20 protein-coding genes are annotated in these 16,708 nt (G+C 69.1%); 14 read left to right on the plus strand and 6 right to left on the minus strand.

Annotated elements, in window-relative coordinates:
* Window positions 1-2: 2 nt before the first annotated feature.
* Genes NPA30_RS01220 through NPA30_RS01230 form a run of 3 tightly spaced genes read right to left on the minus strand, consistent with a single transcriptional unit; the run spans window position 3 to window position 1,770 of the window.
* Complete coding sequence (locus NPA30_RS01220) at window positions 3-467, minus strand: DUF29 domain-containing protein (RefSeq protein WP_256800503.1); 465 nt, start codon at window positions 465-467, stop codon at window positions 3-5.
* Window positions 464-991: an O-acetyl-ADP-ribose deacetylase gene (locus NPA30_RS01225; RefSeq protein WP_256800504.1), complete on the minus strand. Its 528-nt coding sequence runs from the start codon at window positions 989-991 to the stop codon at window positions 464-466. The genes NPA30_RS01220 and NPA30_RS01225 overlap by 4 nt, the downstream gene beginning before the upstream one ends.
* Window positions 988-1,770 carry a (Fe-S)-binding protein gene (locus NPA30_RS01230; RefSeq protein ID WP_256800505.1) on the minus strand — a complete coding sequence of 261 codons (783 nt, stop codon included), beginning with the start codon at window positions 1,768-1,770 and terminating at the stop codon, window positions 988-990. The genes NPA30_RS01225 and NPA30_RS01230 overlap by 4 nt, the downstream gene beginning before the upstream one ends.
* A 155-nt stretch (window positions 1,771-1,925) precedes the next feature.
* Between NPA30_RS01230 and NPA30_RS01235 the strand changes: the two genes are divergently transcribed.
* From NPA30_RS01235 to NPA30_RS01270, 8 genes are all read left to right on the plus strand, one after another.
* Window positions 1,926-3,212 (plus strand): DUF3422 family protein, encoded by a 1,287-nt coding sequence (locus tag NPA30_RS01235; protein ID WP_256800506.1) that lies wholly within the window; start codon window positions 1,926-1,928, stop codon window positions 3,210-3,212.
* Between the two features lie 91 nt (window positions 3,213-3,303).
* Window positions 3,304-4,800, plus strand: coding sequence for an FAD-linked oxidase C-terminal domain-containing protein (locus NPA30_RS01240; RefSeq protein ID WP_256800507.1), 1,497 nt, complete (start codon window positions 3,304-3,306; stop codon window positions 4,798-4,800).
* A 12-nt stretch (window positions 4,801-4,812) separates the two neighbouring features.
* Entirely contained in the window at window positions 4,813-5,394 is a 582-nt protein-coding gene (locus NPA30_RS01245; protein ID WP_256800508.1) for a Uma2 family endonuclease, read from the plus strand.
* Complete coding sequence (glcE, locus tag NPA30_RS01250; RefSeq protein ID WP_256800509.1) at window positions 5,391-6,623, plus strand: glycolate oxidase subunit GlcE; 1,233 nt, start codon at window positions 5,391-5,393, stop codon at window positions 6,621-6,623. Before NPA30_RS01245 ends, glcE begins: the two co-directional genes overlap by 4 nt.
* A gap of 26 nt (window positions 6,624-6,649) precedes the next feature.
* Window positions 6,650-6,865 carry a DUF433 domain-containing protein gene (locus NPA30_RS01255; protein ID WP_256800510.1) on the plus strand — a complete coding sequence of 72 codons (216 nt, stop codon included), beginning with the start codon at window positions 6,650-6,652 and terminating at the stop codon, window positions 6,863-6,865.
* Window positions 6,862-7,236 (plus strand): DUF5615 family PIN-like protein, encoded by a 375-nt coding sequence (locus NPA30_RS01260; protein WP_256800511.1) that lies wholly within the window; start codon window positions 6,862-6,864, stop codon window positions 7,234-7,236. The genes NPA30_RS01255 and NPA30_RS01260 overlap by 4 nt, the downstream gene beginning before the upstream one ends.
* Before the next feature lies 1 nt (window position 7,237).
* Window positions 7,238-8,569, plus strand: a complete 1,332-nt coding sequence (glcF, locus tag NPA30_RS01265; RefSeq protein ID WP_256800512.1) for a glycolate oxidase subunit GlcF — start codon at window positions 7,238-7,240, stop codon at window positions 8,567-8,569.
* Between the two features lie 86 nt (window positions 8,570-8,655).
* Entirely contained in the window at window positions 8,656-9,054 is a 399-nt protein-coding gene (locus tag NPA30_RS01270) for a YkvA family protein (protein WP_256800513.1), read from the plus strand.
* Window positions 9,055-9,131: 77 nt separating this feature from the next.
* Here NPA30_RS01270 and NPA30_RS01275 read toward each other — a convergent pair whose 3' ends face one another.
* The 3 genes from NPA30_RS01275 to NPA30_RS01285 form a co-directional block, all read right to left on the minus strand.
* Window positions 9,132-9,833 carry a L,D-transpeptidase gene (locus NPA30_RS01275; protein ID WP_256800514.1) on the minus strand — a complete coding sequence of 234 codons (702 nt, stop codon included), beginning with the start codon at window positions 9,831-9,833 and terminating at the stop codon, window positions 9,132-9,134.
* Window positions 9,834-9,973: 140 nt separating this feature from the next.
* Window positions 9,974-10,813 carry a L,D-transpeptidase gene (locus NPA30_RS01280; protein ID WP_256800515.1) on the minus strand — a complete coding sequence of 280 codons (840 nt, stop codon included), beginning with the start codon at window positions 10,811-10,813 and terminating at the stop codon, window positions 9,974-9,976.
* 164 nt (window positions 10,814-10,977) lie between these two features.
* Window positions 10,978-11,697: a DUF2927 domain-containing protein gene (locus NPA30_RS01285; RefSeq protein WP_256800516.1), complete on the minus strand. Its 720-nt coding sequence runs from the start codon at window positions 11,695-11,697 to the stop codon at window positions 10,978-10,980.
* A 177-nt stretch (window positions 11,698-11,874) separates the two neighbouring features.
* Here NPA30_RS01285 and NPA30_RS01290 point away from each other — a divergent pair, with 177 nt between their 5' ends.
* From NPA30_RS01290 to NPA30_RS01315, 6 genes are all read left to right on the plus strand, one after another.
* A complete protein-coding gene (locus tag NPA30_RS01290) occupies window positions 11,875-12,069 on the plus strand; it encodes a hypothetical protein (protein WP_256800517.1) in 195 nt (64 codons plus the stop codon).
* A 58-nt stretch (window positions 12,070-12,127) separates the two neighbouring features.
* Window positions 12,128-12,784 carry a DNA-3-methyladenine glycosylase I gene (locus NPA30_RS01295; RefSeq protein ID WP_256800518.1) on the plus strand — a complete coding sequence of 219 codons (657 nt, stop codon included), beginning with the start codon at window positions 12,128-12,130 and terminating at the stop codon, window positions 12,782-12,784.
* Between the two features lie 154 nt (window positions 12,785-12,938).
* Complete coding sequence (gene hisS, locus NPA30_RS01300; protein WP_256800519.1) at window positions 12,939-14,462, plus strand: histidine--tRNA ligase; 1,524 nt, start codon at window positions 12,939-12,941, stop codon at window positions 14,460-14,462.
* A gap of 16 nt (window positions 14,463-14,478) precedes the next feature.
* Window positions 14,479-15,594 carry an ATP phosphoribosyltransferase regulatory subunit gene (locus NPA30_RS01305; protein WP_256800520.1) on the plus strand — a complete coding sequence of 372 codons (1,116 nt, stop codon included), beginning with the start codon at window positions 14,479-14,481 and terminating at the stop codon, window positions 15,592-15,594.
* Complete coding sequence (hisG, locus tag NPA30_RS01310) at window positions 15,591-16,295, plus strand: ATP phosphoribosyltransferase (protein ID WP_256800521.1); 705 nt, start codon at window positions 15,591-15,593, stop codon at window positions 16,293-16,295. The genes NPA30_RS01305 and hisG overlap by 4 nt, the downstream gene beginning before the upstream one ends.
* A gap of 187 nt (window positions 16,296-16,482) precedes the next feature.
* Window positions 16,483-16,662 carry a hypothetical protein gene (locus tag NPA30_RS01315; protein ID WP_256800523.1) on the plus strand — a complete coding sequence of 60 codons (180 nt, stop codon included), beginning with the start codon at window positions 16,483-16,485 and terminating at the stop codon, window positions 16,660-16,662.
* The last annotated feature ends 46 nt before the right edge of the window (window positions 16,663-16,708 follow it).

A 16,708-nucleotide genomic window follows, 5' to 3' on the forward strand; every position in this document is an offset into this window, starting at 1 on the left:
GACTACTCGGGTAGAAAGTCGGGATCGCGGAGCTCGTCGAGGGTCCAGGGGCATGTGCCGGGAAAGCCCGTGCGCGACAGCCCTGTCTCCTTCGCGGCCTCCCGGACGGCGTAGGAATAGGCGTCAGCGACAATCTCAGGGGCGCGGGCGCGAAGCGTCGGACTGCGCTTCTCCCGACGTTCGATCTGGACACGCGCGCTGTCGATCGTCGCATCCCAGGACCGTGACCGCCGCTCGGGTTGATGTGCCCACTTCAGCAGGTGGGCAAGGAGCAGGATGTAGAAGGATTCGAGGGCGTGGCGCTGCTCGTTCCCCAAGCTCTCGATCTCCTCGATGACGTTGACGAGATCAAGCTCCGAAAACCGGCCGAGACGCAGAAGCCGCGCCTGCTCGAACGCCCAGGCATGGACGTCCTCCTCGTAATGGGCCGGCGTCTCGAACAGCGGCTTGTCCTTGGCGAGGCTCATGCAGCGTCCTCCGCTCGCAACGCGTTCACATAGACTACCGCATCGCCGGCATTGAAACAGCACAGCACGATACGTGCGAAGGCCCCGCACTCTGCGAGCGCGGCCCTGGCCGCGATCCGCGCCGCGCGATCCTTGGGAAAGCCGTAGATGCCGGTGGAGATCGCGGGGAAGGCGATCGAAGCGAGGCCATGCTCGCGCGCCAGCGCGAAGCTGTTCCGGTAGGCGGCGGCGAGCAACGCCTCCTCGTTGCGTCCGCCGCCGTGCCAGACCGGGCCGACGGTGTGGATGACGTGGCGGGCCGGCAGATCATGACCACGCGTGATGCGCGCCTCGCCCGTCGGGCAGCCGCCGATCGACCGGCACTCGGCCAGCAGCCCCGGCCCGGCGGCGCGATGGATCGCCCCATCGACCCCGCCGCCGCCGAGCAGGCTCTCGTTCGCGGCATTGACGATGGCGTCGAGCGCGAGGGTCGTGATGTCGCCGGTCACGACCTCGATGAGAGTCTCCTCCCGCTCGATCCTCATAGCCTGCCTCCGATCGGCGGCGTGTCGGTCATGCCGGCCAGGACTTCGGCGACGTGGCGCACCTCGACCGCGACACCCTCGCGCTTCAGCTTGCCGTCCATGTTCATCAGGCAGCCGAGGTCGCCCGCGAGAAGCAGGTCGGCACCGGTGGCGGCCACCGCCTTCGCCTTCTTGCCGACCATGGCATTGGAGATGTCGGGATACTTGACGCAGAAGGTCCCGCCGAAGCCGCAGCAGACCTCGGCGTCCTTCAGCTCGACCAGCGTCAGCCCTTCGATGCTTTCGAGCAGCCGGCGCGGCTGGGCCTTGATGCCGAGCTCGCGCAGCCCCGAGCACGCGTCGTGATAGGTGGCACGCGTCTCCACGCGGGCCCCGACCTGCGTCACGCCGAGCACGTCCGAGAGGAAGCCGACGAGTTCGTGCACCTTCGCCGAAAAGGCGTCCGCTCGCGGCTCCCACGCGGCGTCACCGGCGAACAGCTCAGGATAATGCTTCTTCAACATGCCGGCGCAGGAGCCGGAGGGCGCGACGACGTAGTCGTAGCCTTCGAACAACTCGATCACCTGCTCGGCGATGGTGCGCGCGTCGGCGCGGTCGCCCGAGTTGTAGGCAGGCTGGCCACAGCAAGTCTGCAGGCGCGGGATCTCGACGCGGCAGCCGGCGTCCTTCAGGAGCTTCACCGTCGCAAAGCCGACGCTCGGCCTGAAGGAGTCGACCAGGCAGGTGACGAACAGGCCGACGCGGGGCCCATCGCGGCTTTCGAGTGTCGCTTCGCTCATCCCGTTCCTCTCCCGTCGCCGATCGCCGCTCGTCCCACGGTCGTCGCCGTCCCTTTCTGAGCCGGCCGGCGCCGAAGCGCAAACTGCGGAGGGCGCTTCCGCCGGCTTCCGGTTCCCGCTAACAGTAAGGCGGGCACCCGATCGGGCGAGGGCTCATGAACGAGATCTCCTGGAGCGGCCGCGCACTGGCGAGCTTTGCGGCGGACCCGCGCCGGGCGTTCGCGCTCGGCGAGATCCACGCGCGGCCCTATCCGCTCATCGATCCGGCCTCCGCGGTGCTCGAACTTGCCTTCATGTCGGACGGCGACGGCGACATCGCGCTTCTCACCGACCTTGCCCTGCGCCGTGGCATCGCGCCGCCCGCCGAAAACGCCCGCACCTTCACCCTCAATTCGGGCAAGGGACGCCTGCGCTGGGAGCGGCACACCGAGTTCTCGACCTATTCCTGGGCGGGGCCGCCGCCGGAGCGCTTCGGCATGATGGTCGAAGGGCATCCCTTCGGCGCCGACTTCGCCGCGCCCGGGCCGCTCGTCGCCGGAGTTCATCTCGAGATCCGGCCGCAGGACGACCGGGCGAGCGCCGCACTCGACGTTTTCGAGCGCTCCAGCCTCTGCGTGTCGGCGGTCGAGCAGGGCCTCGCGCAGGTCGCGACCGACTTCCGCCAGGACGGCGACGGGCTGACCCGGATCCTCGTCCTCGACGATGGCCTGACGCCCGCGCGGGTGGGCGCGCTCGCCAAGCGGCTGATTGAGATCGAGATCTACCGCACGCTGGCGCTGTTCGGCCTGCCGCTCGCCCAGGAGGTCGCACCGCGCGTGCGCGCCGTCGAAGACCGGTTCGCAGAGATCACGCAGGAGATGCGGGCGCGCAGCTATGCCAGCCGGGTGCTGCTCGACGAGATCACCGAAGCCGCGGCCGAAGTCGAGGCCGCCTCCGCCACGGTGCTCTACCGCTTCGGCGCGAGCCGCGCCTATGGCGAGATCGTGCGCGAGCGCCTCGAGAGCCTTGCCGAGGCGCCGATCGCCGGCTTCGAGAGCTGGAGCGGCTTCCTGCAGCGGCGGGTCGGGCCGGCGCTGCGCACCTGCCGCTCGCTGGAGGAGCGGCAGATCGCGCTGTCGGAAAAGCTGGCACGGGCGGCGAACCTTCTGCGCACCCGCATCGACGTCGAGCTCGAGCACCAGAACCGCGACCTCCTCGCCTCGATGAACCGCCGGGCGCAGGTCCAGTTGCGCCTGCAGCAGACGGTGGAGGGCCTCTCGGTCGCGGCGATCGCCTATTACGTCGTCGGTCTCTTCGGCTATGTCGCCAAAGGCCTCGACCATGACGGGGCGAGCCTCGGCTCGCCGCTGATGATCGCGGGCTTCGTGCCGGTGGCGATCCTCGCCGTCTGGTTCCTGGTGCATCGCATCCGGCGCAGCCACGGCGAGGACCATCCCGACTGACCGTTGCCGCCCGGAGGCCGACCCGCGGGCTTGGCCTTTGCGCCGGGATGCGGCAGGGTCTGGCGAACGCACCGCAGGGAGGAGACCTCGGATGGCCGTTGCAATGCCGAAGCCGAGCGCGGCGATCCTGTCGCGCCGTGCCGCGATCGTCGATGCGCTCAAGGCCATCGTGCCGGGCGAGGGCGTCGTCGACGGCATCACGGGCATGCGGCCCTTCGAAACCGACGGCCTCACGGCCTATCGCCAGCTGCCGCTGGTGGTGGTGCTGCCGGAGACGGTGGGGCAGGTCGCGGCCGTCCTGCGCTACTGCCACCAGCAAGACATCCCGGTGGTGCCCCGCGGGTCGGGCACCTCGCTCTCGGGGGGCGCACTGCCGCTGGAGGACGGCGTCCTCCTGGTGATGTCGCGGTTCAACCGGGTGCTCGACATCGACTTCGACAATCGCTGCGCCGTGGTGCAGCCGGGCGTCACCAATCTCGGCATCACACGGGCGGTGGAACATCGCGGCTTCTACTATGCGCCCGACCCCTCCTCGCAGATCGCCTGTTCGATCGGCGGCAACGTCGCGGAGAATTCCGGCGGCGTGCACTGCCTGAAATACGGGCTGACCGCCAACAACGTGCTCGGCGTCGAGTTCGTCACCATCGAGGGCGAGGTCGTCCGGCTCGGCGGCAAGCACCTCGACGGTGACGGCGGCTACGACCTCCTCGGCCTCATGACCGGATCCGAAGGGCTGCTCGGCGTGGTCACCGAGGTGACGGTGCGCATCCTGCAGAAGCCCGAGACCGCGCGCGCCGTCCTGATCGGCTTTCCGAGCTCGGAGGAGGCGGGGGCGTGCGTCGCCGAGATCATCGGCAAGGGGATCATCCCGGGCGGCATGGAGATGATGGACCGGCCGGCGATCCACGCGGCGGAGGCCTTCGTCCATGCCGGCTATCCGCTCGACGTCGAGGCGCTGCTGATCGTCGAGCTGGACGGACCGGGCGCCGAGGTCGATCACCTGCTGGCCGCTGTCGAGGCGATCGGCAACGCCAACGGCGCCGTCACCTGCCGGGTCTCGCAGTCCGAGGAGGAGCGGGCCGCCTTCTGGGCGGGGCGAAAAGCGGCGTTTCCGGCCGTCGGGCGAATCTCGCCGGATTACTACTGCATGGACGGCACCATTCCGCGCAAGGAGCTGCCGCGCGTCCTTGCCGGGATGAAGGCGCTGTCCGAACGCTACGGGCTGGGGGTCGCCAACGTCTTCCACGCCGGCGACGGCAACCTCCACCCACTGATCCTCTACGACGCCAACAAGGGCGACGAGCTGCATCGGGCCGAAGCCTTCGGCAACGACATCCTGCGGCTCTGCGTCGAGGTGGGCGGCGTGCTCACCGGCGAGCACGGCGTCGGCGTGGAGAAGCGCGACCTGATGCCGGAGATGTTCTCCGAGGACGACCTGAAGCACCAGCAGCGGGTGAAGTGCGCCTTCGACGCCAAGCACCTCCTCAATCCCGGCAAGGTCTTTCCGCAGCTCCACCGTTGCGCCGAGCTTGGGCGGATGCATGTTCACAAGGGGCAGGTGGCGTTTCCCGAGCTGCCGAGGTTCTAGCGGAGAGACACCATGAACCAGCACGCCATCGGAGGAAACAGCGAGCGCTGGAATTCGAACAGGTTCCTGGAGATGGTCGCCACGCGCCCGCGCGAGGAGCGCTGGCAGCTCGTCGACGGCGTGCCTTTCATGATGATGAGTCCTGCGACCGGCAAGCACCAGAGGATCGTAGCGAACCTCGACCGGCGACTTGCCTCAGCGCTCGAGAGGCATCACCCGCATCTGGACGTCTTGCGCGAGGTCGGCCTTGCTGTCCCGTCGCATCCCGATTTTCTACCGATCGCCGATCTCGCCATCGTCCCTGCCGACGTCGGGGACACGGTCTATTTCCAGGACTTATACCTCGCGGCCGAAGTGCTATCCCCATCGAAGACGCGCGAGGAGATCAGTCGAAAACGCGCCCTCTATGCGGCGGCGCCGACCTGTCTGTACGTCCTCATCATCGCCCAGGCCGACATCGCGGTGGAGGTCTGGTCTCGCGCCGACGACTGGCAGGGACGGATCTTCCGCAGCCGGGACGACCGGATCGTCCTGCCGGATCTCGGGCTCGACTGCGCCGTGGCCGATCTCTACGCCCACACCGATCTCGCATGACGCCGCAGACGACTCCGGCACATCCGGACGCCCTTCGTCCGCAAACGATCGACGACGTGCGCGAGGTCGTCGCGGCGGCGGTCGCCGCGGAGGAGCCGCTCGCCGTTGAGGGGACCGGAACGAAGCTCGGTCTCGGCCGCCCGGTGCAGGCGGCGCGGACGCTGTCGTTGGCGCAGCTGTGCGGCGTCACGCTCTACGAGCCGGAGGAGCTCGTGCTGTCCGCACGCGCCGGCACGCCGCTTGCCGAGATCGAGGCGCTGGTCGACGGGCACGGCCAGCGGCTGGAGTTCGAGCCGATCGACTATGGCCCGCTGCACGGGCTCGAGGCCGGGCAGGGCACGCTCGGCGGTGCGCTCGCCTGCAACCTCTCCGGCCCGCGCCGCCTGAAGCAGGGCGCCGCCCGCGACCACGTTCTCGGCATCACTGCCGTTTCGGGTCGCGCCGAGGTCTTCAGGTCCGGCGGCCGGGTGGTGAAGAACGTCACGGGTTACGACCTGTCGAAGGGTCTCGCCGGCTCGTTCGGCACGCTCGCCGTGATGACCGACATCACGATCAAGGTCTTGCCGAAATGCGAGGCCGAGACGACGCTCGTGTTGCGCGGGCTCGACGACGCGGCCGCGGCGGGTGCGATGGCGGCGGCGATGGGCTCGTCGGCGGAGGTCTCGGGCGCCGCGCACCTGCCGATGCGGGTGGCCGCGCGCATCGCCGAGGGCGCGCTCGGGCGGGAGGCCGCGACGCTCCTGCGCCTCGAAGGGTTCGGACCGTCGGTGGCGGCGCGCTCGGCCCATCTCGGCGCGGCGCTGCAGGGGGTGGCGCCGCTGGAGCGATATCAGGGCGCGGCGTCCGCTGCGCTCTGGCGGGACGTCCGCGACGTCCGGCCGTTCGTCGACGGCACCGACAAGCCGGTCTGGCGCGTCTCGCTCGCGCCGACGCAGGGTCACGAACTGGTCATGCAGTTGCGGATGCAGGCGGCGATCGACGCCTTCTACGACTGGCAGGGCGGGCTCGTCTGGCTGCGCATGGAAGCGGGCGAGGCGGAGGCGGATCTCGTGCGGGCGACCCTCGCGCGCCTCGGCGGCGGTCATGCGACGCTGGTGCGGGCAAGCGCAGCGGTGCGGGCCGCGACGTCGGTGTTCCAGCCGCAGCCCGGCCCGCTCGCCGGGCTGACCCAGCGGTTGAAGGTGCAGTTCGATCCGAAGGGCGTGCTCAATCCCGGCCGGATGGGGTAGGGTCGCAACGGATGGGAGACTTCGACATGACAGAGGACGAGCTTTTCGAGAGTAAGCCGGGCGTGGTCAGTGGCGCGCTCGTGTTCCGCGGAACGCGCATCCCCGTCGATGCGCTCTTCGAGAATCTGGCGGCCGGACTTTCCCTCGACGAGGTCCTGCAAAACTTCCCAGGCATCGGCCGCGAGCGAGCCGAAGCTGCGATCATGGTGGCTGCTCGGGGTCTCCACCGACATGCGGCATGAGCCGCGTGCTCCTGGACGAGGGCGTGCCTCGGCTGCTTGCGTCGGCGCTCAACGAGCGCGGTCACCAGGTCGATTATTTCCCAAATGCACTGAAGCAGATGCCGGATGGCGATTTGCTCGATCATGCGTTGGCGAATGGGTATGACTGTCTGATCACGGCCGACAAGAACATGGCGCACCAACAATCTTTGTCTGGCCGGCCCATTGCGGTCTTGGTGCTTCCGACCAACAACTGGCCGCGCGTGCGACGCCTTGTCCGTTTCATTGCTACGGCTCTCTTTGATCTTTCGCCCGGCGAGTTCACCCTAATTGGTGAAGCCGGTACGCTGTCCGCAATCGAAACAGAGCCTGGTTCGGGGACTCGGCCGTAAGATGCAAACCGCTTTCACCCCCGCCCAGCTCGACGATCCCGAGACCGCCCATTCGGAAGGGATCATCCGCGCCTGTGTCCATTGCGGCTTCTGCACGGCGACCTGTCCGACCTATGTCACCCTCGGCAACGAGCTCGACAGCCCGCGCGGCCGCATCTACCTCATCAAGGAGATGCTGGAGAACGACCGGCCGGCAGACGCCGAGACGGTCACCCATCTCGACCGCTGCCTGTCCTGCCTCGCCTGCATGACCACCTGCCCGTCGGGCGTGAACTACATGCACCTCGTCGATCACGCGCGGGCGCATGTCGAGCGGACCTACAGGCGCCCGCTTTTCGACCGGATGATCCGTCTGGTGCTCGCCAAGGTCCTGCCGTTCCCCGGACGGTTCCGCGCCGCGCTGCAGATGGCGCGGCTCGGCCGGCCGCTGGCGCCAATGTTCGACGCGGTCCGCCCGCTGCGCCCGCTCGCCGCGATGCTGCGTCTCGCACCGACCGCGCTGCCGAGGCGAGACAGGGCCGGCACCCGCAGGGTGACCGACGGCGCCGTCGCGGCAGGCGCCCGCACGCGCGTGGCGATCCTGCGTGGGTGTGCACAGAGCGTGCTCGACCCGGAGATCAATGCCGCCACGCTCCGGCTGATGGCCCGGCTCGGCGTCGAGGTCGTGGAGGCGGGCGAGCGCTGCTGCGGAGCGCTGGTCCATCACATGGGCCGCGAGGCGGAGGCGCTCGACTTCGCTCGCCGGGCGGTGGACGCCTGGTGCGCGCGCGCCGACAACGGGGGGCTCGACGCCATCCTCGTCACCACATCCGGCTGCGGCACCACGATCAAGGACTACGGCCACATGCTGCGCCTCGATCCGGCCTATGCCGACAAAGCGGCGCGGGTCTCCGCTCTTGCGAAGGACGTGACCGAGTATCTGGCGGGGATCGAACTGCCACGGCCGACAGGCGGGGAGGGCCTCGCCGTCGCCTATCACTCCGCCTGTTCAATGCAGCACGGCCAGCGGATCGTGCGCCAGCCGAAGGCACTGCTGACGGCAGCCGGCTTCGTCGTGCGCGACGTGCCGGAGGGCCATCTGTGCTGCGGCTCGGCCGGCACCTACAACATCCTGCAACCGGAGATCGCCACGCGGCTGCGCGATCGCAAGGTGAGGAACATCGAGAGCGTCGCGCCGCAGGTCATCGCCACCGGCAATATCGGCTGCATCACCCAGATCGGCTCCGGCACGGCGGTTCCCGTCCTGCATACGGTGCAGTTGCTCGACTGGGCCTATGGCGGACCGCGTCCGGCTGCGCTTGATCGGGTCGCAGCGGTCGTCGCCGCGCCGTGAACGATTGAAGAGGCAGAGGACTGTCCGACGGGGGTCGCCGCACTCGCGGATAAATGCGTGAGATGCGCCAGAACGAATGGCACCCGATGCTGAGCACGATCGAAGGTTGGGCGAGGGCGATCAAGCGGGACGTCGTGGCCTTGTGGATCGCCGCCCGTGACCCGAGGACTCCCTGGCTCGCCAAAACCGCCGCTGCCGCCGTCGCAGCCTACGCGCTCAGCCCGATCGACCTCATCCCAGACGTCATCCCGATCCTCGGCTATGTCGACGAAGCGATCCTGCTGCCTCTCGCTATCGCGCTGATCGTAAGGATGATTCCCGCCGACCTGATGCAGGCCTATCGCGCCGCCGCCGCCGCCCGCTCGCGGCCCGTCAGCCGGTGGGGCATGATCGCGATCGTCGGAGTCTGGCTGTTCGCCGGCCTCGCCACCCTCTGGTGGTCCTGGCCGTTCCTGAAGGCCTGCCTTCAGTCCGAGCTGCCATGAGCCGATGGCGCCGGCTCACGGGAGAGAGGCCCGCGGGTGCGGGCCTCCAAAGGGCCAGGCGTGCCCGATCGCTGCGATCAGCCGCCGAAGATGGTGGCGAGGAGATCGAAGCCCTTCTCGCGATAGACGCCGTCGCGTCCCTCGCCGTTCGGCCCGATGACGACGACCTTTGCGCCGACATCGGCCCGACCGTAGAGGTTGGTGACGTCCTCGTTCATCATCCGGATGCAGCCCGACGACATGTTCAGGCCGATGGTCCATGGCTGATTGGTGCCGTGGATGCGGAACTGCGAGTCGTGGCCATTGCGGTAGAGGTACATGGCCCGCGCGCCGAGCGGGTTGTCCGGGCCGCCCTCCATGTAGGCCGGCAGGATGTGGCCCTGCTTGCGCTCGCGCACCACCATCTCCGGCGGCGGAGTCCAGCCCGGCCACTCCGCCTTGCGGCCGATCTTCATCACGCCCGACCAGCCGAAGCCCTCGCGGCCGACGCCGACGCCGTAGCGGACCGCCTTGCCGTCGCCCTGCACGAAGTAGAGGAACTTGCGCTGGGTATCGACGATGATGGTTCCCGGCGCCTCGGCGGTCTCGATCCGCACGTTCTTGCGGCGGAACTCGCTCGGCACCTGCCGCACGGTGTGGCGGAGACGCGACGGATCGTAGGTCTCCCACTGGCCGGTCGCGTAGTTGTAGCGCTTGAGCTCCTCGGCCTTCGCCGGCTGCAGGGCGCCAAAGCCGATGACGCCGGCGCACAGCGCCAGCACGAGATGTTTTGCGAACATGCTACCCCCTCGGTTTTTCGATTTCCGCACTCGGCAGGCGGATTGATCGTATGACGACGCGTCGTTTGCCGAACGCATCGCCCGCTGATGCGATGCACCCGAACGGCGCCCGCAGCGGTTTCAGGCGCCCACTGTTGCCATCAGAGCACAACGACCGTCGTGCCGACATTCACGCTGTCGTACAGCTCGATCACATCCTCGTTGCGCATGCGGATGCAGCCGGACGACATGGCCTTGCCGATGGTGGACGGCTGGTTGGTGCCGTGAATGCGATAGAGCGTCGAGCCGAGATACATGGCGCGGGCGCCGAGCGGGTTCTGCGGCCCGCCGTCCATCATCGCTGGCAGGTCGCGGCCGCGCTTCTTCTCGCGCGCGATCATCTCGGCCGGCGGACGCCACTGCGGCCACTCGCGCTTGGCCGTCACCTTGTGGGTGCCGGCCCACTCGAACCCGGGCTTGCCGACGCCGACGCCATAGCGGCGCGCCTTGCCGTCCGCCTCGACGTGGTAGAGGAACTTCTGCCCGGTATCGATGACGATCGTGCCCGGCGCATAGTTGCCGGCGTAGTCGACCTCCTGCGGCAGGAATTGCGGGTCGATCCCGCGGGCGCTGGTCGAGGCGACCGTCGTCGTGCGGCGCGTCGGGACCGTCGCCACCGTGGCGGCGCGGCGGACGGGCGCGACCGTGCCGCCCTGCGGGTGATAGGCCGGCCCGGCCGGGCGTGCCGGCGCCATCAGCGCGGCCCCGGTGGTGCCGACGACGACACCTGCGGCATTGGTGCTGGCTCGCGGGGGCAGCGGCTGGCGGTAATCGGCGACGACGCCCGAGCTCGGAGCGAGCTGGACGATCCAGGGTTCGGCAACGCCCGGCGCGACCTGAAGCGGCGCGCGCGCCGCATAGCGGTCACGCGCAGTGGCGGGAACGGCAACCAGGGTGGCGACGGCCAGGACGGCCAGTCCGGGGGCGATGATCTTGCGCATCTGCGTGGTCCTCGATGATGTCGGGACATCGCGGCCTCGATCCGCCGTCCCGCTGCACGCAAGGCTGCCGCAAAGAGGCGAGCGAATGGTGAATCGATTCCGCCCGGCGGGCGGCACGGCTCGAAACCGTCCGGTATGGTTGACGAAGCTTTGCCTCGGGCGCCTCAGCGGGCGCGCACCCGGCGCCGTGCCGAGCGGAGAATGCCCGGCAGCAGCGGGCGGACCTCGGCCTCGCTCATGCCGGGGCGCAGGCGGTCGTCGCAGAGCATGTTCAGGATGATCCGGTCGTAGGCCGTGAAGCCGGACGCCGTGGATCGATCGTTGAAGACGCTCTGCGGCGCCTCCGCGTCATCGTCGAGGGGCCCCAGTCCCTGCAGCACCTCCTCCACCAGGCAGCGACGGAACAGCCGGTCGCCTTCGTCCGCCACGATCAGCGCATCGGAACGCACGATGCCACGGCTGTCGTAGCGCGCGCGAACGATGCAACTGCCGGGTACGGTCATGAAGGGGTTGCCGTACACCTGTCGGCCGACCCGCTGATAGTCGCGGCGCGGCAGGAGATGAACGACGAAATTGGGCGAGGCGCCGGGTTGCACGAGCCGGGCATCGAGGCCGTGGATCGCTCCCGGCAGCGACCGAAGGAACCGCTCGGCCGCGCGTCGCCGCTTGCCGCCGACGGCGTCGTCCAGCGCGAAGCGCACCGGTCCGGCGAACTTGCGCACATAGTGTCCGCTGCCGAACGGCCCTGAAAATTCCGACGAGAAGACGACCCGGACGAAGCCGTCGATCATCCGCTCGTCGCTCGCGGCGCAGCTCGCGGGGACGGGCAGGAGGAGGAGCAGCGACAGGGTCGCGGCGATCCCGAGCTTGTGCGGGGCAGACACGAGGACGCTCCGTTCGATGCGACGCAAGCCGAGCATCAGCAACGTCATCTTGAATGGAGATCGCCGCTGCGGCAAGGCTCTTGCTGCATGGCAGCATCAATCTTGTGCGACGCAATAAATGTTGGCAGTCTGCGCCGTGCTCACCGAGTGCTCCGCGCCATTGACCAGGATTTGCCGATGATCGCCCTGACGCTTCTCGTGTGCCTGCGTACCGCCCCGATCGACTGCCACTCCGAGGAGATCGCCTTCGACGGCGGCATCATGCAGTGCGCCATCTTCGGCCAGGCGGCCGCCGCCGACTATCTCGAAGGTCGGCCGAAATGGCTGCTGCGCAAATGGAGCTGCGGCACCCGGCGCCTCGTGCGCGCCTGATCGAACGCGCCTCGCCGCCGGACTTGCTTCGCCCCGGCCGAAACGGCACTGAAGCGGGATGAGCGAGACGAGCGAGAGCGCCGGGCTGATCCGCGGCGAAGACGGCCAGCTGCGCTGCCGCTGGCATGGCGGCGACGCCGAATACCAGCGCTATCACGACGAGGAATGGGGCCGGCCGGTCGCCGACGAGCGGCGGCTGTTCGAGAAGCTCTGTCTCGAGGGCTTCCAGGCCGGCCTCTCCTGGATCACCATCCTGCGCCGCCGCCCGGCCTTCCGCGAGGTCTTCGCCGGTTTCGACATCGAGCGGGTGGCGGCCTTCGACGCCGTCGACGTCGAGCGGGCGCTCGCCGACGCGCGGATCATCCGGCACCGCGGCAAGATCGAGGCCGTGATCAACAACGCCCGCCGCACGATCGCGCTGCAGCAGGAGGTCGGCTCGCTTGCCGGCTATCTCTGGTCCTTCGAGCCGCCCGCCGAGGAGCGGCCCGACCGGCTGACGGCCGAGTGGCTGCGCGCCAACCCGGTGACGCCGGCCTCGACGCGCCTGTCGAAGGCGCTGCGCAAGCGCGGCTTTGCCTTTGTCGGTCCGACGACCGTCTATGCCTTCATGCAGTCGATGGGATTCGTCAACGACCACGTCGAGGGCTGCGCCTGCCGCGCCGCCTGCGAGGCCGAGAGGGGCCTGTTCCAGCGGCCGCAGGTGACGGCGGGCTGACGGGTCCGACGTCCCCGACGCGAGGCGGCCGGCCGATCGACAACTGACTGCCGGGGCGGGCGGGACGCGCCGAACTTGCCGCACCGGCGGGGATGCGATAACCACCCGGCAAAGTCGCGTGGCGGCGTTTCAGCATCTCTTGACCGGGCAGATCATGGCTTCCAACAAGCCGACACGGGTGAAGGCGCGCGTGCCGCGCGGCTTCGTCGACCGCAGCGCCGACGACCTGCGCGCGCAGGACGCGATGCTGGCGAAGATCCGCCGCGTCTACGAGACCTACGGCTTCGAGCCGGTCGAGACGCCGGTCTTCGAATACACCGACGCGCTCGGCAAGTTCCTGCCCGACAGCGACCGCCCGAACGAGGGCGTGTTCTCGCTGCAGGACGAGGACGAGGCGTGGATGAGCCTGCGCTACGACCTGACGGCGCCGCTCGCCCGCTACGTCGCGGAGAACTACGAGACCCTGTCGAAGCCCTATCGCAGCTATCGCGCCGGCTACGTCTTCCGCAACGAGAAGCCGGGGCCGGGGCGCTTTCGCCAGTTCATGCAGTTCGACGCCGACATCGTCGGTGCGCCGAACGTCTCGGCCGATGCCGAGATGGCGATGATGATGGCCGACACGATGGAGGCCCTCGGCATCCCGCGCGGGCAGTACGTCATCCGGGTGAACAACCGGAAGGTCCTCGACGGCGTGCTCGAGGCGATCGGCCTCGGCGGCGACGAGAACGCCGGCCGGCGGCTCACGGTGCTCAGGGCGATCGACAAGCTGGACAAGTTCGGCGTTGAGGGCGTGCGCGAACTCTTGGGCAAGGGCCGGCTCGACGAGAGCGGCGACTTCACCAAGGGTGCGGAGCTAGACGGCGAGCAGATCGATAAGCTGCTGCCATTTCTGACGACTCCAGACATGGATGAGTTGACGACGACACTCAGCGTCGGCGCCACGGTCGGACGTCTCGCTGAGGGTGTCCGTGAGCTAGGCGACATCGGCGCGTTCGTGAAGGCCGCAGGCTACGAGGGGCGTGTCAAGATCGACCCCTCCGTCGTCCGCGGGCTCGAATACTATACCGGTCCCGTCTTCGAGGCCGAGCTCCTGTTCGATGTGACCAACGAGAAGGGCGAGGTCGTGCGGTTCGGCTCGGTCGGCGGCGGCGGACGCTATGACGGCCTCGTCTCGCGCTTCATGAGCCAGCCGGTGCCGGCGACGGGCTTCTCCATCGGCGTCTCCCGCCTGATGACGGCGCTGAAGAATCTCGGCCGGCTCGAGACCTCGAGCCGTACCGGCCCGGTGGTCGTCACCGTCATGGACCGCGACCGCATGGCCGACTACCAGGCGATGGCGACCAAGCTGCGCGACGCGCTGAACGGCGACCCGAGCCAGCCGCCCGTCCCCGTCGAGGTGTTCCAGGGCAACCCGAAGCAGTTCGGCAAGCAGCTGCAATATGCCGACCGGCGCGATGCGCCCGTCGTCGTCATCCAGGGCGGCGACGAGAAGGCGGCCGGCAAGGTGCAGGTCAAGGATCTCGCCCTCGGCAAGGCAATCGCCGAGACGATCACCGACAACGCCGAGTGGCGCGAGGCGCGCGCCGGGCAGGAGCTGGTGGACGAGGCCGACCTCGTCGACGCCGTGCGCCGCATCCTAGAGGCGCAGCGTGCGCGTGTTGGAGCCGGGCAGGGCTGAGGTGAGCGCCGCCGCGATGACCTTCGAGACCGACCTCGCGGCCGCGCTCGCCGCACGCGACGCACCGCGCGTCGCGGTCGATGTGCTCGTGCCGGCCGATCCCTATCTCGACACGGCCGGCGAGTCGCTGCGCCGCCGCATCTTCCTGACGCGCGGCGAGAGCGGCGAGGACCTGTGCCTGCGGCCGGACTTCACCATCCCCGTCTGCCTGCGCCACATCGAGGCGCAGGGCGTGCTGCCCCGCCGCTATTCCTATCTCGGCCTCGTCTTCCGCCAGCACCGCCGCGAGCGCGAAACCGAGTTTCGCCAAGCCGGCATCGAGGATCTCGGCGAGCCGGACGTCGCCGCGGCCGATGCGCGGGCCCTCGCCGATGCGCTGGCCGCGCTCGCCACCTGCGGGCTCGCCGGGGACCTGACGACGCTCGTCGGCGATCAGGCCCTGTTCGAGGCGTTCCTCGCCGCGCTCGGCCTGCCGGCCGGCTGGCAGCGCCGGCTGATCCGCACGTTCGGCGACGATGTGCAGCTGGCGAGCGCGTTGACGCGCCTGTCCCGCCCGGCGGAAGACCGGCTCGCCGGCCTCGAACCGGAGCTGCACGCGCTGGCGCGCGCCGGCGACCGTGGCGGGCTCTCTGCAATCGTGCGCGAGCGGATGGAGGAGGGCGGCCTCTCGCCCCATGCCGGCCGCGATCCCAGTGAGATCGCGGCCCGGCTGATCGAGAAGGTGGCGATCGCCGAGGCCCGCCTCGATGCGGCGGCGCTGGCGCGGCTGAAGGCGTTCCTGGCGATCGACTGCAGCCTGGCGGCGGCCAGCGGGGAGTTGCGGCGGCTGGCGGCCGAGAGCGGCGTCGACTTCGGCCGGGCACTCGCGCAGTTCGAGGCGCGCAACGCCGCCCTTGCGGCGGCCGGCGTCGATCTGGCGGCGCTCGACTACCGGGCCGCCTTCGGACGGCCCCTCGACTACTACACCGGCTTCGTCTTCGAGATCCGGCCGCGAGCCGGGGGCGAGGTGCTCGCCGGCGGCGGGCGCTACGACCGGTTGCTGACCTATCTCGGCGCGCGCGCGCCGGTGCCGGCGGTCGGCTTCTCGCTCTGGCTCGACCGGATCGAGGCGATCGGAGGCGATACGCCATGAGCGTCACCCTCGCCATTCCGTCCAAGGGGCGGCTGAAGGACGACACGATTGAGCGGCTGGCGGCGGCCGGCATTCGCGTTGCGCTCGACGAGGACGCGCGCAGCTATCGCGCCGCAGCGCCCGAGATCGAGGGCCTCGACGTGATTCTGATGTCGGCCTCCGAGATCGCCCGCGAACTCGCAGCAGGGTCGATCGACTTCGGCGTCACCGGGCTGGATCTCCTGCACGAGACGATCGAGGAGGCCTCCGGCACGGTGGAGGTCGTCGCCGAACTCGGCTTCGGCCATGCCGACGTCGTCGTCGCCGTGCCCGAGGCCTGGGTCGATGTCGACGGCATGGACGATCTCGACGACGTCGCCGCCGGCTTCCGCCAGCGGCATCACCGCCGGATGCGGATCGCAACCAAATACCGCCGGCTGACGGAAGGCTTCTTCACCCGCCGTCATGGCATCCAGACCTACCGGATCGTCGAGAGCCTCGGTGCGACGGAGGCCGCGCCCGCGGCGGGAACCGCCGACATCGTCGTGGACATCACGACAACCGGGTCGACCCTGCGTGCCAACCGGCTGAAGACATTAGACGATGGGCTAATCCTCGCATCCCAGGCGTGTATCGCGCTGCGAAAGAGCGCGATGCGCGATCCTCCCGAGGCAGCGATGGTGACGCAGCTGTGCAGGATGTTGCGAGCCGCGGCCGTCTGAGCATCTGCAGCAGATGCAACCCACGGTTTGCATCCCCGTCGCTCTGAGAGGTGAGCCATGGGACGCTGCAACCCATTGGTTTGTTGACCTTATTACCCGTTCTCGTAAGATTTCGTCGAACGTCGTAGCGGGGTCGAAGTGTGCATCCTTCGACTGACCTGCTGAAAGCGATTTTGAGGGAGCGTCCATGACCAACCAGCGAGCAACCGCCAAGCGTATCATGGATGAACTGGTTTCTCTGGCGGCACGTGCGCGCGAAGCGGAGATGCCGATGCTCGCCTATCTCTTGAAGGTCGCCATCGAAGAGGCGCGCGATTGCGCCGGCGAGCGCGGCGGCAACGAGATGTCCTCCGACGGCCTGCGCTGAAGGCGGTCCGTCGCTGGGTCGATGCGAGGCGGCGTCGTGACGCGCC

This window comes from Mangrovibrevibacter kandeliae, assembly GCF_024519155.1.
Classification (GTDB): Bacteria; Pseudomonadota; Alphaproteobacteria; order Rhizobiales; family Rhizobiaceae; genus Mangrovibrevibacter; species Mangrovibrevibacter kandeliae.